The sequence below is a fragment of the Candidatus Villigracilis vicinus genome (assembly GCF_016702885.1).
Taxonomy (GTDB): Bacteria; Chloroflexota; Anaerolineae; order Anaerolineales; family Villigracilaceae; genus Villigracilis; species Villigracilis vicinus.
The window spans coordinates 43,291-59,176 of record NZ_JADJDD010000003.1 but is presented as its reverse complement, the minus strand read 5'-3'; the positions used below and the strand labels follow the sequence as shown (position 1 = coordinate 59,176).

The window sequence follows — 15,886 nt, the reverse complement described above, 5'->3', positions numbered from 1 at the left end:
AGTATTCTCAATGCTGGGGATTTTCTTCACTAGTGTTTTTTTCAGGTGGATGCTGTACCGAGAAATACAGAACTTCATTCGTATCCTCTTTTAGCCGGTGCCGGTGAGCCGGGCGGAAACCAGGTATCCAAATGATCTCATCCCCCACACACAACAGAGGCCATTGATCTCTCGCGCGTTGCGGCAATTTTTCATTCACAAAGAAATCCGAGAGCTTTTGCGAATGCCCATCCATGCCCAACGGCGAAAAATGATCGCCATGACGACGCGCCCGCAATTCAAAGGTCTCTGGCAATTCTCCCGCATCCAACCAGACTTGAAATGGATCATCGTTCTCTTCAGCTTGTTCCTTCGCCAGAGCCGTCAACCGCCAGCTTTCACATGTAAACTTCCAACCACCTGCCAGTGAAACCTGCCCGCCCAGTTGCATGAATATCGGTTCTGCGCCCGATATTTGGGGCCAGCGGTCAAAGGGAAGCTCAGCATGTGGCGCACAGATATGGATCATGCCTGATTCATGGTACATGCGCAGCCCTGCTTTCAAGTCTAGTCGTGGCGCTGCACCGGCCGAGTGAATATATTCCAGGGCACGTTTCAAGGTTTGAAAGCTGATATCCACACCCGGATAAAGATTCTGCATGGCGTGTTTGATCAGGTTGCGTTGAAGACCGACCGGCTGAGCGGTCAAGCGGCTGACATCAAAGGTGACAATCTCATCATTGGCTGAAGCCACCGTCTCCTGCCAGGCATGTTCCAATGTTTCCATGACGAATGAATAATCACCCTTAAGCGAGTGAGACATACGCAGCAAGGTCTCGCGAATCTTTGGATTGTATGTTTCGAGCGTGGGAATCAAAAGATGTCGAATACGGTTGCGCTGAAAGTTCAATGAATCATTGCTTGAATCATGTCGCGGGCGCAAGCTATTGACTGCACAATATAGAACAGTCTCCTCGCGCCACATCTCAAGCAACGGGCGCACCACGGGAATATCCGGGTCGAACGATTTGATCACCGAACGATACGACATACCTTTCAACCCAGACATGCCGCTGCCGCGCAAAAAGTGCATCAAGACCGTTTCCACTTGATCGTCGGCTGTATGCCCGACGGCAACCGCCTGTGCCTTACGCTTACGGGCAAGGTCGAACAGGAAGCGGTAACGCAATGTGCGTGCCGCATCTTCTATTGATATTTTTTTCTGCTCCGCATATGCACGCACATCTGCGCCATCAATGATACAGGCAAGTCCCAATCGGATCGCAGTTTTTTCCACCATGTGTGCGTCGCTGGAAGATTCAAAGCGGAGTTGATGGTCAAAGTAAGCGACAAGGATTGGATACCCCGCCTGCCTCAGGGTTTCCATCAGGCAAAGACTATCCGGACCGCCGGAAACACCGACGATAATCAGACGGTCTTTTTCAAGCCCGCATTCCTCCGCCAAGACTGCTTCGACCTTTGCGGACATTAGACCTGGTATAACTCCACTAGTACGCCGCCGGTCGATTCGGGATGAATGAATGCATATCGTTTCCCATCGGCTGCGGTACGCGGCTCTTCATTAATAAGACGGATGTTTTTTGATCGTAGTTGCATCATCATGCCTGCGATATCATCCACTTCCAGACAAAGGTGGTGCATACCCTGCCCGCGTTTGGCAAGGTATTTGGCAATTCCCGAGTCATCACTGGTTGGCATGACCAATTCAATCTCGGCACCAGCCAACGGCAAAAAAGCGACCTGTGATTTTTCGGCAGGGACATCGCGCAGTTCGTGTAATGTAAGTCCGAGCGCATCCCGCCAGAACGCGAGTGACTTTTCCATATCCTCAACAACAACAGCAACATGATTGATGGCTTTTATCTGTGGCATCCGTTCTCCAATTTGAGTTGAATGGATTCTACTTCAATATGCTTAATGCAACGGGTAAAGCTGATTTCGCCCATTCTGCGTACATTTTCCCAGAAGGGTGCAATCCGTCGGAAGCAATCAGGGATTTATCATTAAGTGCCATGCGCGATATGGGTGTGACATCCACATAATGAACCCCTGCTGTGTCGGCTTCCTCATGGTTAACCTTATTAAAAGCGTTAATTTCATCAGCGATCTGGGTGGTGTTTCTGCCGTACGCAAATGGCGTCACGCCCCAATCTGGGATGGAAAATACAATGACCCGCTTTGCATCCCCTCCCGCGTATTCGATGGCTTTCTGCAGTAAGAATATAAAGCCTTCGCGATATTCTTTGATATCACGCCCGCGGTATTGGTTGTTCACGCCGATCAATAAAGAGACCATATCATAGGGCGGTGTGACCGTCTCTGCCTGAATACCCTGCCAGAGTTCATCGGTCGTCCAACCGGTGCGGGCAATAATGGTGACCTCTACTGCCACCCCGTCATTGGCAAGCAAGGCGGCCAGTTGGTTGGGGAAACGTTCTGTTTCCTGCACACTTTCGCCAATGGTATAGGAATCGCCGAGGGCTAAATATCGAAAGCTCATTTGATTCTCCGGTGTGGGCTCTGGAATGGTAGAACAGCTAATGAGAAGTAAACAGAATAGGATCGCAAATTTCTTCACGAAAGTAAGTATATCAAAAGACCACGAGCCGCGACTCCATGGTTAATGGTCATATTAAATAGGCAAGGGCATGACTGCCCGGTCACGCCCTTGCGCACAAAAGAGGAGAATGATGTTAGCGTATTATAAGGAGCGGATCTTCATCCACAACGCAGGGAGTTTGGCAACTTTACCCATTGCACTGAGAGAAGCACGACGGGAAAAGACATCATAATCATGCTTTTCAATATCTTCTAATATGCCCATATAGAAAATTGAGGCAGCGCCGATCGCAAGTTGGCCTTCACGTTCAAGCATTTTTACACCTTCCCAGGAAGCTGCATATAGATGGCGGGTGCGGTCGATTTGGAAGCGCATGAACTGACGCCACGCATCGGTAACGCGCCCTTCGGCAATATCTTCTTCCCGGATTCCGTATGTGACCAATTCTTCTCGCGGGAGGTACAGACGACCATTCCGATAATCCTCCCCCACATCGCGCAAGATATTGGTCATTTGCAAAGCAACACCCAGTTTGATGGCATAGGAAACCGCTTCGTGACTTTTGAAACCGACGATGTACATGCTCATTAAACCGACTGTGGAAGCAACCCCATAACAATAAGTCGCAAGATCATCAAAGGTTTGGTAACGCGATTGGGTCAAGTCGCGGGCTACGCCGTCGATCAACTGCAGGGCATAGTGACGCGGGATATGGTATCGGGTCAGGGTATCTGCCCAAGCGGAGGCAACCAGATCGTCAGTGGAGGCAGAGGCGGTATTAACCACATTACGCCAGTATTCAAGTTCAAAGTCGCGGTCTTTCTTCAGCTCAACCTCATCCACAATATCATCCACGGTACGGCAAAAGGCATACAAAGCGCGAACAGCGGAGCGTTTTTCTTCGGGAAGCAAACCTGAGGCAAAATGGAAGGACTTGCTATGCTCGGCAGTAATAACCTCTGCCTGTTTGTAAGCTTGACGCAGGGAGGCGTTACCCGCCCAATAGGAAAAGAATGGGCGCGTGGATGAATGCGGGACATGCCCCGCGAGTGACAAGAGCTGATGCTCCCAGTTTGCATGTGCTTGCATAGGTCTCTCTCCTTATTTGGTTAAGTTATTCATATTTTACTGAAATTGTCCTTTTTGTCAAGGTTTTGCAAATAAATGTATAAAACCTTGACAAATTATAGACAGAGTGTACAATACAAATACTGACCAAACAAGGAGAAATTTTATGAAACCTATTGCAATCGTGATCGGTGCGGGCATTGGCGGTATTGCAACCGCTGCCCGCCTCGCTAAAAATGGATATGAAGTGACCGTGCTGGAAAAGGAAGCCACCCCCGGCGGTCGCTGTAATCAAATCATCCGTGACGGACATCGCTTCGATATTGGTCCAACCCTGTTTCTCATGCCCGAAATTTGGGAAGAAACCTTCGCCTCAATCGGCGAAAAAATGAGTGATCACCTCGAACTGAAACGTATTGACCCGACGTATAAAGTCCATTTTGACGACGGTCTGCGGTTGGAGCTCACTTCAGATATCGGCAAAATGCAGACCCAGCTTGAAGCTGTGGATAAAACTGCTTTTACAGGGTTTCTTGGCTATATTGCCGAAGGTGCGAAGCACTACAAAATATCGGTAGAAAAATTCGTAGGGCGCAACTTCTACAATATCTTTGAATATTTCAGCCTCAAGAATCTGCCGCTCATTTTCAGCCTCAAAGCATTGGACAAACACTATACCAACACCAGCCGCTTCTTCAAGGATGAACGCTTGAAGGCTGCTTTCACCTTCCAAAACATGTATCTGGGACTCAGTCCCTACGACGCGCCTGCCACCTACTCCCTCTTGCAATATACGGAGTTGGCAGAAGGCGTTTGGTATCCCATGGGCGGCATGTACGCCGGCATTCAAGCGCTTGTCAAAGTCGCTGAAAAGCTGGGCGTGAAGTTCATTTACAACTCGCCGGTCAAGAAGATCAACGTCGGCAAGACACAGGTCGAGAGCGTCATCACTGCTGATGGCAAGACCTACACCGCAGATATCTTCGTCGGCAATGCAGACCTGCCTTACATTTACAAAGAACTTTTGCCCGATGTAAAGGAAGCCAAAAAACTCGACGAAAAACTCTATACCTGCTCTACCATTATGTTCTATTGGGGTGTAGATAAGCAATACAAGCAGATCGCGCACCACAACGTTTTCCTCGGTGGTGATTACAAGGCTTCGTTCGACCAGATCTTTGAAGGTCACACCTTGCCCGAAGTGCCGTCGTTCTACGTCCATGCACCGGCTCGCACCGATGCAGCTGCCGCGCCGGAAGGACAGGAAACGCTTTACGTCCTTGTACCGGTTGGGCACCTCGATGCTCGCAGCGAACAAGATTGGGATGCACTGGTCAACCGCGCGCGTGAAACCGTCTTTACCCGCCTCGCCAAAGAGATGGGAGTCACAGACCTCAAAGAGCACATCAAGTTTGAGATCGTGTACCAGCCCAAAGTTTGGAAAGAGCGCTTTAATCTCGAAAAGGGAGCCGCGTTCGGGTTGAGTCACAACTTCTGGCAGGTCGGTTATCTCCGCCCGCAGAATCGTCATGTCACCTACAAGAACATGTACTTTGCCGGTGCATCCACACATCCTGGCACTGGGCTGCCCATAGTGCTGCTTTCGGCTCGTCTGACAACTGAGCGGATTCTTAAAGAAAAGGGTACAATAGCTGTGCAAAAGGTGGCTAAGCCATCTTTAAACCCTGCATAACCGAGGAAGTACTATGCTCAGCAAATCCCCTGCCTTTAACCTGAAAGCTGTTTTACGCGAAACGGGACTCGCCGCAGATACTCTGCGTGCCTGGGAACGCCGCTACGGACTCCCCACCCCGCAACGCACGGCGGGCGGTCATCGCTTGTATTCGCAGTACGATATCGAAACCATCAAGTGGCTGATCGCGCGTCAGGCAGAGGGACTTTCCATTTCCCGAGCTGTAGATCTGTGGAACGAACAGATCGCCTCCAATATTGACCCGTTAGCCGCCTTGGCACCGGTGGGCATGATCCTTGCCCAGAATGTTTCTACCAACTCATCCACTGACACAACATTGGACGCCATCCGCGCCGAATGGGTGACAGCATGCATGAACTTCAATGAGGTACAGGCAGAACAGGCATTGAACAAAGCCTTCTCCATCTTCCCTGTGGAAGCGGTTTGCGTCGAAGTATTGCAAAAGGGTATGTCTGAAATTGGGACATTATGGTACGAAAATCGCGCCAACGTCCAGCAGGAGCATTTCGCTTCGGGGCTTGCCATGCGCCGTTTGGATGCTCTATTAAGCGCATCTCCAACCCCCACACGTCCACAGACCGTGGTGGTTGGCTGTCCATCCAGTGAATGGCATACCTTCACCCCGTTATTGCTCGCTTTATTCCTGCGCCGCCGCGGGTTAAACATCATTTATCTTGGAGCCAACGTCCCGGCAGATCACTTCGCAGAATCTGCCATCAAAGTGAAAGCCAGCCTGGTAGTGTTGGTTGCCCAAACCCTGAGCAGCGCCGCCCACCTTCAACATGTTGCGCTTTCATTGAGTTCACAAAAGGTTCCGGTTGGGTTTGGTGGTCGTATTTTCAACCTGCGCCCCGGCATCGTGGACTATGTCCCTGGTCAGTTCCTGGGTCCGAGCCTGGAAGGCGCCATTCAGGAGATCGAGTCTATTCTCAAGGGCATCTCCAAACCATCCAAGACAAAAGCCGCAACGCAGGAATATCTCGCTGCCATGCAGGCATTCAACGCCAAACGTGTTCACATTGAAAGCACGCTGAAACTTAGCATGCCGCCGCTCTCCATTGGCACAGAGGAGCTGGATGCGAGTGTTCATCATCTTGGCAATAACGTATCAGCGGCGCTGCAATTCGGAGATATGGAACACCTCTCCGAAGAGATGGAATGGCTCAAAATGCTGCTTAATGCATACAACCGCCCCCGGAAAGAACTGGCAGCATTTATGGAAAGCTACTCGCACGCCATCGACACGCACATCAACGGTCAGGGTGACCCCATCAAGAAATGGCTGCGTACTTACGCACTCGAAAGAACCTAACCAATCATGTCTTTCATTGATCTTTGGCTGACCGTCGGTCTCCTCATTCTTGGTCTGATGATCTTACTTTGGCTTTACAGCCTAGCGATCAGAAATTCCAGCATTGTAGATATCTTCTGGGGAACCGGCTTTGTAATTACGTTCTGGTCAGCAATATGGATAGGCGCAACCGAACTCACGACCCGAGTCCTCCTGCTCGGGATCATGGTAACCATTTGGGGGTTGCGCCTATCCGGCCATATCTTTTTTCGTAATCATGGGCAGCCAGAAGACTTTCGCTACGCGGCTTGGCGGACAGAAGCCGGGTCAGCATGGTGGTGGCGCAGTTTTTTTAAAGTATTTCTTTTACAAGGCGTTATCCTGTGGATCGTGGCGGCTCCGCTTATCGCAGTCCAAGCCTTTACACCTGCGCCCTTCAAGTGTGAATGCACCACTTACACTGGCGCAGCTCTCTGGCTGGTCGGGTTCATCTTCGAAGCCGGCGGCGACTGGCAGTTATCACGCTTCAAGCAGAACCCCGCCAACAAAGGAAAATTACTCACAACTGGTTTGTGGAGTCTCACTCGGCACCCAAATTACTTCGGAGATGCCGCCCAATGGTGGGGTTTTTACCTCATCGCCTTCACCAGTGGCGCCTGGTGGACAGTTTTCAGTCCACTCATTATGACCTTTCTGTTGATGAAAGTCTCTGGTGTAGCAATGCTTGAACGAACCCTAACCAAGACCAAACCCGGATACGAAGATTACATCACCCGCACGAATGAATTCTTCCCGTGGTTCCCGAAAAAATAACATACCTATCTTTCAACGTGGAAGCTATTAACGCAAAGTTTATCTTTGTGTGGCTTCGTGTAACTTGTGACAAAAGGAAATCATGAACAAGCGCTTACTCTCCATTATCCTGATCGTCTTCATTGACCTGCTCGGCTTCAGCCTCATCCTGCCGTTGCTGCCTTACTACGCAGAAAAATACGGCGCCACACAATTAGTAACTGGCTTGCTGGTTGCCTCTTATGCCGTCATGCAGTTGATCGGCGCTCCCCTGTTAGGACGTCTCTCTGACCGCTACGGTCGCCGACCAGTCTTGCTGGCATCCGTGTTCGGAACATTCCTCGGCTTCCTTCTGCTCGGCTTCGCAGATAACATCGGCACCGCTCTGGCAGATATCTTCAACCCACAAGCCGCCAACATCTTTGTACTTGGAATCCTTTTTCTCAGCCGTATGATAGATGGACTCACAGGCGGCAACCTTAGTGTTGCCCAAGCCTACATCTCCGATGTAACCGATGCGCAAAACCGCTCCAAGGGATTAGGCATGATCGGTGCCGCATTCGGCATGGGCTTTATCATTGGACCCGCTACCGGCGGCATTCTCAGCCAATATGGCTATGCCGTTCCCGGATTTGTTGCTGCGGCGCTGTCCTTCGCCAATCTCGCACTGATCTATTTCTGGCTGCCCGAATCGTTAACAGAAGAAAAACGCGCAGAAATGCCCGAAAAGAAGCCTGCTGTCACCCTCTCGGCATTGACCAAAGCATTGACCCGCCCATTTACCGGCGCATTGCTCACCACCCGTTTCTTTTACGGACTGGCTTTCGCTGTCTTTCAAACCATCTTTGCTTTGTACGCTTTGCAGAAATTCAACTTCCAGGCTCGTGACACTGGTTTCGTCCTCACATATGTTGGTGTGCTCGCCGTGTTCGTACAAGGCTTTCTCATTGGTCGGCTTACCAAGCGTTTCCGTGAAGACACTCTCATCCTGATTGGATGTGTACTCATGACGGTCTCGCTCGCTGGCTGGGCAGTTGCTCCCAGTGTGTTCTGGCTGCTGGTAGTGCTCGCCCCCACTGCGATCTCCGGCGGCATCCTCAATACGCTGCTCTCCTCCACGTTGACCAAAGCCGTGCAACCGCAAGAGATCGGCGGCATCCTCGGTCTGGGTGCGGCAATTGAAAGCACCACACGAATTTTCGCACCCGTTATCGGCGGTTATTTACTACAAGCCTTCGGCACTTGGTCGCCCGGTCTTTTCGGCGCAGTACTAATGCTTGGCGTTACGATCTTCATTTTCTTCACCGTTTTTAATCACCCCATCGCTACCGAGATCCGCGCCCACTCAATGCAGCAGCCCATTCCGGCACCGAACGGCGATTAAGGGTTCGGCAAGGTTTTGAAATGCCACATATCCTGATCATCGGCGCAGGCATTGGCGGATTGACCACCGCAGCACTTTTACTTAAGCAAGGTTGGCGTGTGACCGTACTCGAAGCATCCACCTATCCCGGCGGCTGTGCAGGGACGTTCTTTCATCAAGGATATCGGTTCGATGCGGGTGCCACACTTGCTGGTGGGTTTGACGCAAACGGTCCGCATACACGGCTCGCAGAAATGCTTGAGCTTGAGTGGCGGGTTTCGCCCATCCAGGACGCAGCCTGGGTCGTCCACCTGCCTGATAAAACCATCCATCAATGGGTGAACCCAACCCAATGGCGCGATGAGTACCTTAAGAATTTTCCCTATTCTGAATCGTTCTGGCACAAGCAGGAACATTTGGCAAAGATCGCATGGGATATTTCCACCCGTGACTTCCCTTTCCCGCCTGCCAACATGGACGAAGCCCTGCGCCTCCCACTCGCAGTACGGCTGGCTACATTTTCCGCCGCGCCGCATCTCCTCCGAAAATTTCGCGGGCTGCTGCCCCAGGAAACTGACGCTGAGTTCAAAGCCTTTATTGATGCGCAACTGCTCATCTCAGCCCAAGCCATCAGCGACGCCGCCGATGCGCTCTATGGCGCAACCGTTTTAGACCTGCCCCGCCGCGGCGTCGTTCACGTTCACGGCGGAATGGGTGGCATCGCTGAAACCCTCGTGCAGTGGATCCGTTCGCAGGGAGGCGAAGTGTTATACCGCCAGCAAGTGACAGCTCTCGACGTAAAAGATGGTCGCGTCACGGCGGCACACACGAACAAAAAGCTACGCCTGGAAGCGGACTTCTTCGTCGGCAACCTTACGCCGTGGGCGTTGGAAAAACTTCTCGGCGAAGCCGCACCGGTCAGCCTTCAGCGCGAAGTGAAGCGGCGCGACCTCATGTGGGGCGCCTTCGTCATGTATGCAGGGCTGGACGCTGGCATTGTTAATCAATCCATTACACATCATCAAGTTGTGATGGATGTGAACAAAAAGCTCGGAGAAGGTAATTCAGTTTTCATCTCACTCTCACCGCTTGATGATCCAAAACGTGCGCCGCAAGGCTTTCGCACTGCCACACTTTCCACGCACACCAGCGTAACAGACTGGGACAAGCTTCACCGCGAAAACCCTGAAGCATACGAAGAACGTAAAGCAAAATATGCAGAAAAGTTATTAGATGCAGCGGAACACGCGCTGCCCGGTTTTCGTAAAGCGGCAAAGTTCATCATGCCGGGAACGCCGCATACATACGAGACATTTACGCGCCGCCCGCTCGGCATGGTGGGTGGATTTCCACAAACGTCGCTGCTGCGTGCGCGCAGTCCGCGTACCGGGCTGCAAAATCTATGGCTCGCAGGCGACAGCATCTTTCCGGGTCAATCCACCGCAGGCGTTACATTGGGCGCAATGCGGGTCGCAAAACTAGTGCAGAACGAATCAAGGAGGCAGCATGTTAATTGACACTCTCCGGTACGAACTTCCGCCGGAAGGCATTACGCTATTGGGATATGTGGTGCGCCGCATGCACAAGACAGATTGGCTCGCCAAGGCTGTTGATCTTCTTTCCAGACAAAAAACAGCCGATGCGCTTGAAGCCATCGCCATCTACGCAGTTGCGTCATCTACATCCTTCGGGCACGCATACTACCAGCCGCGCTTCAATGGCGTGGGCGAAGTCATTCAAGAACGCGACCCCATCACCGGCGCAACGGTTACAGCCAAACTTGAAAGTAGCACGCCACATTATCACATCACCTATCGCGCAACCCTCAACAGCGGCGAAACGTTTTCAGGTAGCGAAAACATCCTCGGCACCACCATCGGTCTGCGCGGACTCGGCATGCCTGCGCCATCCAAATTCATATTCAACGCAGGCACATATCAAGCCGAGTTCACAGGCACACTTACCAGCGAGCTTGCCCTTTCGCTTTTCGGTAACACCAAGATCCGCGCTTATGGCTCGCTTGATTTCAAAGACAATGTTGGCAATGCCGGTCACCTCAGACTTAACCGTCAGGGGGATGCCGCCGTCAAAATTAATGACCTGCCCACGATCACACACGCCCTCGTGCGCGTAATGTGGTTGGACGGACTGAAACTCTCGCCACAACCCCTATGACCAATATCTGGTGGATCCGCCGTGACCTGCGGCTAAATGATAATGCGGCGCTTCATTCCGCGCTTGAAGCCGGTTCGGTCCTGCCGGTCTTCATCCTGGACCCGGCATTCGAAAACCTATCGCCGCGCCGAAAGAGTTTTTTGTACGAAGGTCTATCTGCATTAGACAAAGACCTACGGAAGCGAAATTCGTATCTCGTCATCCGCAAGGGCAAACCCATTGACGCGCTGCGCCAGTTGTTCGACGAGATCAAAGCAGAAGCGATCCATACCGAAGAAGACTACACGCCGTATGCGCGTGAACGTGACGCGTTGATCCAGAAACTCCTGCCTTTGAAGCTTATCCAAGGGCAGACCGTCCATCACCCAAAAATAATACGAAAACAAGACGGCAGACCCTATACGGTCTACACGCCGTATTCCAAAGTGTGGAAGGCACAGCTCAGCAAGATCAAACTGCACCCCGCACCTGATCGCATCGACTCGCCCAAGGGCATCCGCTCTGAGCTGATACCGGCATTCGAAACCAACGCGTTCTTTCGAGCAGGTGAAGCAGAAGCCTTACGCCGTCTCAAGAAATTTACCGATTCCCCCATCAGCAACTACGCCGATGACCGCAACCGCATGGACCTGGACGGTACTTCAGCCCTATCGCCATATTTGCGTTTTGGAATGCTGGGAATGCACCAGGCAGTGAATGAAGCCTTGACCGCTCAGCGTTCAACCGCAAACGCCAAAGGCGCGGAAATCTGGCTCAATGAACTCATCTGGCGCGAGTTTTACATTCAGATCCTGTATCACTTCCCCCATGTTGCGAAGACTGCGTTTAACCCGTCACTGGCAAATATTCCGTGGCGCAATAAGGCATCAGAGTATGAAGCCTGGAAACGGGGCGAAACAGGCGTCCCTGTGGTGGATGCGGCGATGCGCCAACTCAAAGAAACTGGCTGGATGCACAACCGCGCACGCATGATCGTCGCTTCATTCCTCGTCAAAGACTTGCTGATCGACTGGCGCTGGGGTGAGGCTTGGTTCATGCAAAACCTGCTGGACGGCGACCTGGCTGCCAATAATGGCGGCTGGCAATGGACGGCGGGTACCGGCACCGATGCCGCACCATATTTTCGCATTTTCAACCCGGTTTTGCAAAGCGCAAAATTTGACCCAAATGGAGATTACATCCGTAAATGGGTGCCAGAATTACAAAAAATAAATGCCAAGCAGATCCATGCACCCTGGGAATACGAGTTAAACATTGCAGGGTATCCTTCTGAACCGATCGTAAACCGGGAGATCGTTAAAGATAGAACTCTTTCTGCTTACAACATTTCAAAGGAAAAAGTACGTTGATGAAAAAAATTTTACGTGGGCTGGGAATCGTACTGGCGGTTATTTTGATCCTGGCTCTCATCGTCCCATTTCTTATTCCAGTGCCGCCGCTGGAAAATACGGTCACCGTCGAAACACTTACAGATGAAGATAGCAAGTTCATGGATGTAAACGGTGTGAATGTGCATTACAAAACCTACGGCGAGGGGCAGAAAACATTCATCCTCCTGCACGGTTTTGGTGCAAGCATTTTTTCATGGCGCGAGGTAACAGCCCCCCTCGCAGAATTCGGTACTGTCATTGCGTATGACAGACCTGCGTTTGGCTTGACGGAACGCCCGCTTGCCTGGGAAGGCGAAAGTCCTTACAGCCAGGATGCTCAAGTGGAACTTGTGATCGGTTTGATGGATGCGCTCGGTATCGAAAAAGCGACACTGGTGGGTAATTCTGCCGGAGGAACGATCGCAATGTTGACCGCATTGCAACACCCCGAGCGTATTGAAAGTTTAATTCTGGTGGATCCGGCTGTGTATGCAGGCGGCGGCGCACCGGCATGGATCCGTCCATTGCTGGGTACGCCGCAGATGGACCATGTCGGTCCATTGATCGCGCGTCAACTTCAGGCACAAGGCACGGAGTTTCTCAAAACTGCATGGCATGCCCCAAACAAGATCACGCCTGAGATTTTCAAGGGATATCAAGAACCTTTACAGGTTGAAAATTGGGATAAGGCTTTGTGGGAGTTGACCGTCTCCAGCCGCGAAAGCGGGCTGAGCGAACGCTTGGGCGAATTCAACCTCCCAGTGCTCGTCATCACCGGTGATGACGACCGCATCGTACCTACCGAACAATCGCTGAAACTTGCAGGCGAAATTCCCAACGCCGACTTGGCTGTCATCCCACAATGCGGTCACCTGCCGCACGAAGAATGTCCCAGCGACTTCATGCAAGCTGTGAAAATTTTTCTAAACGAACAGCCATGAAAAAAGCGATCTCCCCCGAGCTTGGGCGTGAAGCCATGCTGGCGCTCTTAAAAACACGTTCTCCGCTGGGTCCACTGAAGGCGATGGCAAAACACGTTGGGCGCTTCTTTCAGATCCCCATCCCGGGGTTTCGTCCATATGTAGTTTTTGGACCCGAAGCAGCCCGAAAGGTATTGGTAACAGAACGAAATAAATTACGCTGGCGTAACACCGACCCAGTGACCGATCTGCTGCGTCGCGGTGTATTGGTGACCGATGGTGATGAGCATGACCACTACCGCGAATTGATGGAGATCCCTTTTCAGCCTGCGCAACTCTCCAAATATACCGACATGATGATCTCACAAACCGAGCGTGTCGCATCCACCTGGCAGAATGGTCAAATCGTGGACATGCTGGTGGAAGGGCGCAAGATCGCCTTACTCATCATCATGCAAACATTGTTCAGCAAAGACGCCTGGAACGACATCCCAAAAATTTGGGACCCGATACTTAAGACCATTCAGTATGTTTCGCCAGGGCTATGGATCCTTTGGCGTAAAATTCCACGCCTGGGGTATGGGAAGTCACTCAAGACGATCGATGATTATTTATATTCGATCATTGATGAAAGAAGAAAAGAAGGAAGAAAAGCAAACGATTTTCTTCAACATCTCATTGATGCCGGGCTGAACAATGACATTATCCGCGACCAGATGTTAACCATGCTCATCGCCGGTCATGATACCTCCACTGCTCTGCTGGCATGGACGTTCGCCTTGCTTGGAGAGCACCCCGAAATCCTCGCAGATGTGATCAAGGAAGTTGAACAAGCAGAAGGCAAGCCTCAACTTCTGGATAACGTTATTAAGGAATCACTGCGGCTGTATCCACCGATCCATATCGGCAATCGCCGTGTAGCCGAAGACATCGAGTTTACCGAGGGCACAGTCCCTGCGGGCGAGCGCATGTTCTATTCCATCTACCTGACCCACCGCGACCCCGAAATTTGGGAGAATGCCGAAGATTTCTGCCCCGAACGTTTCTCACATGGGCGCAAAACCCCGCCGATGAGCTACATTCCATTTGGCGGCGGACCGCGTGCATGTATCGGCGCGGCATTCGGTCAGGCAGAGGCTCGCATCGTTATCGCATACCTGCTTAAGAACTTCACGTTTGAATTCACCGGTCACCCAATCCATGCTCATATGGGAGCCACCCTCGAACCCAGACCGGGCGTGAGGATGCAAGTGAAGAGAAGAGAAATAATCAGTACTCAACAAGTGATCAGTAAAAGTAAAACGTAATTTTATATAAATAGCCATCTGACTTTCAAACTATTACAAAGCGACCCTAAACTAAAATGACATACTTCGGTTTTCTTCTACGCTTTCTTGTAATTCCCATCTTTGTTTTTCTCGTCATTACATGGTGGGACAATAAAAACAACCGTCCAACCCTGGGCTTCAACAATGGCAATGCAGTATGGATCGCCATCCTTGTGCATATCGTCCTGGCAGTGGTGTACACCACACCCTGGGACAATTATCTGGTTGCCACTGGCGTTTGGTATTACAACCCGGATCTTGTTACCGGCATCGTTATTGGCTATGTTCCCATCGAAGAATATACTTTCTTTGTGCTTGAGACGATCCTTGCCGGGTTGTGGTGGTGGTTTCTGGCAAGGCGCATTGCCGAACCCGCAAAGGATTTCAAACCGAACAAGGCTGTGCGCATCGTTTCGTTTGTTATTCTGTTGGTTCTCTGGGGTATTTTCACTTATTTATTCTTCCTCGGCAGCATTGAACTGACCTATCTCTCCATCATCCTTTTCTGGGCGTTGCCTGCCATCTTTCCGCAAATGCTTTACGGCGCAGATATTCTTTGGCATTACCGCAAACTGGTTTTCACCGCAATATTTGTGCCCGGCTTATACCTTTCCCTGATGGATATTATTGCACTGACCGACACCACCTGGTCTATTTCGAAGGAACAGACCACAGGGCTCCTGTTCTTCGGCATTCTTCCAGTAGAAGAGGTGCTGTTCTTCTTTATCACCAATGTCCTCATCGGCTTCGGCATGACGCTCCTGCTTTCCAGGCTGGGCACAAAGCGCTTTGAGGATTGGAAATCAAATCAATATAGAGGTCTGCCATGAAAGACATCAAGCAATTTGAAAATCAACAATACTTGAATATAGAAACCTTCCGCAAAAACGGGCAGGGAGTAAAAACGCCGGTCTGGTTCGCGCAGGATGGAGAAACGCTTCGTATCTGGACGCAAGCCGACGCTGGCAAAGCCAAACGCATCCGCCGCGACGGTAAAGTACGCATCGCTCCCTCCACAGCTTCTGGTGACCCCATCGGCGAATGGATCGATGCCCATGCCGCCGTGCTCGACTCGCCTGAAGAAGTCAAACATACAGCGGGGCTCTTCAAGAAAAAGTACGGCTTTATGTTCAATGTATTTGGAGTGATGGGGAAAATGCGCCGCGCACAGTACATCACCATACGCGTTCAAACTGGCTAAATCCAACTCCTTGCATCGTTAAGTAGGTGATCGAAATAAATTTTAAAAAGAGCATCGTCATTGCGAGGAGGGCGCTCTTCCCGACGAAGCAATCTTGCCCTCAA

Annotated in this window: 15 protein-coding genes; 11 read left to right on the top strand and 4 right to left on the bottom strand. The window is 51.3% G+C overall.

Annotated features, from left to right (window positions below; translation table 11 throughout):
* Positions 1 to 7: 7 nt before the first annotated feature.
* The 4 genes from tilS to IPG80_RS03670 all read right to left on the bottom strand — a co-directional run bounded on the left by tilS (position 8) and on the right by IPG80_RS03670 (position 3,649).
* Complete coding sequence (gene tilS / locus IPG80_RS03685) at positions 8 to 1,468, bottom strand: tRNA lysidine(34) synthetase TilS (RefSeq protein ID WP_345102851.1); 1,461 nt, start codon at positions 1,466 to 1,468, stop codon at positions 8 to 10.
* Positions 1,468 to 1,872 carry a methylmalonyl-CoA epimerase gene (gene mce, locus IPG80_RS03680; protein WP_345102849.1) on the bottom strand — a complete coding sequence of 135 codons (405 nt, stop codon included), beginning with the start codon at positions 1,870 to 1,872 and terminating at the stop codon, positions 1,468 to 1,470. Before mce ends, tilS begins: the two co-directional genes overlap by 1 nt.
* A 28-nt stretch (positions 1,873 to 1,900) precedes the next feature.
* Positions 1,901 to 2,500 (bottom strand): SGNH/GDSL hydrolase family protein, encoded by a 600-nt coding sequence (locus IPG80_RS03675; protein ID WP_345102847.1) that lies wholly within the window; start codon positions 2,498 to 2,500, stop codon positions 1,901 to 1,903.
* Between the two features lie 201 nt (positions 2,501 to 2,701).
* The gene (locus tag IPG80_RS03670) at positions 2,702 to 3,649 is read right to left on the bottom strand and encodes a phytoene/squalene synthase family protein (RefSeq protein WP_345102845.1); all 948 of its coding nucleotides are present in this window, start codon (positions 3,647 to 3,649) and stop codon (positions 2,702 to 2,704) included.
* Positions 3,650 to 3,794: 145 nt separating this feature from the next.
* Between IPG80_RS03670 and crtI the strand changes: the two genes are divergently transcribed.
* The 11 genes from crtI (at position 3,795) to IPG80_RS03615 (ending at position 15,782) form a co-directional block, all read left to right on the top strand.
* Positions 3,795 to 5,321 (top strand): phytoene desaturase family protein, encoded by a 1,527-nt coding sequence (gene crtI / locus IPG80_RS03665; protein ID WP_345102843.1) that lies wholly within the window; start codon positions 3,795 to 3,797, stop codon positions 5,319 to 5,321.
* Between the two features lie 13 nt (positions 5,322 to 5,334).
* Entirely contained in the window at positions 5,335 to 6,654 is a 1,320-nt protein-coding gene (locus tag IPG80_RS03660; RefSeq protein WP_345102841.1) for a B12-binding domain-containing protein, read from the top strand.
* Between the two features lie 6 nt (positions 6,655 to 6,660).
* On the top strand, positions 6,661 to 7,446 hold the full coding sequence (locus IPG80_RS03655; RefSeq protein WP_345102839.1) for a DUF1295 domain-containing protein: 786 nt from the start codon (positions 6,661 to 6,663) through the stop codon (positions 7,444 to 7,446).
* A gap of 82 nt (positions 7,447 to 7,528) precedes the next feature.
* The gene (locus tag IPG80_RS03650; protein ID WP_345102837.1) at positions 7,529 to 8,809 is read left to right on the top strand and encodes an MFS transporter; all 1,281 of its coding nucleotides are present in this window, start codon (positions 7,529 to 7,531) and stop codon (positions 8,807 to 8,809) included.
* A 20-nt stretch (positions 8,810 to 8,829) separates the two neighbouring features.
* Positions 8,830 to 10,305: an NAD(P)/FAD-dependent oxidoreductase gene (locus IPG80_RS03645; protein WP_345102835.1), complete on the top strand. Its 1,476-nt coding sequence runs from the start codon at positions 8,830 to 8,832 to the stop codon at positions 10,303 to 10,305.
* Positions 10,295 to 10,963, top strand: a complete 669-nt coding sequence (locus tag IPG80_RS03640) for a hypothetical protein (protein WP_345102833.1) — start codon at positions 10,295 to 10,297, stop codon at positions 10,961 to 10,963. Before IPG80_RS03645 ends, IPG80_RS03640 begins: the two co-directional genes overlap by 11 nt.
* Positions 10,960 to 12,312, top strand: a complete 1,353-nt coding sequence (locus IPG80_RS03635) for a deoxyribodipyrimidine photo-lyase (protein ID WP_345102831.1) — start codon at positions 10,960 to 10,962, stop codon at positions 12,310 to 12,312. The genes IPG80_RS03640 and IPG80_RS03635 overlap by 4 nt, the downstream gene beginning before the upstream one ends.
* Positions 12,312 to 13,274 carry an alpha/beta hydrolase gene (locus IPG80_RS03630; protein ID WP_345102828.1) on the top strand — a complete coding sequence of 321 codons (963 nt, stop codon included), beginning with the start codon at positions 12,312 to 12,314 and terminating at the stop codon, positions 13,272 to 13,274. Before IPG80_RS03635 ends, IPG80_RS03630 begins: the two co-directional genes overlap by 1 nt.
* A complete protein-coding gene (locus IPG80_RS03625; protein ID WP_345102826.1) occupies positions 13,271 to 14,560 on the top strand; it encodes a cytochrome P450 in 1,290 nt (429 codons plus the stop codon). The genes IPG80_RS03630 and IPG80_RS03625 overlap by 4 nt, the downstream gene beginning before the upstream one ends.
* Positions 14,561 to 14,616: 56 nt before the next feature.
* Entirely contained in the window at positions 14,617 to 15,411 is a 795-nt protein-coding gene (locus tag IPG80_RS03620) for a lycopene cyclase domain-containing protein (protein WP_345102824.1), read from the top strand.
* Complete coding sequence (locus tag IPG80_RS03615) at positions 15,408 to 15,782, top strand: PPOX class F420-dependent oxidoreductase (RefSeq protein WP_345102823.1); 375 nt, start codon at positions 15,408 to 15,410, stop codon at positions 15,780 to 15,782. Before IPG80_RS03620 ends, IPG80_RS03615 begins: the two co-directional genes overlap by 4 nt.
* Positions 15,783 to 15,886: the final 104 nt, after the last annotated feature.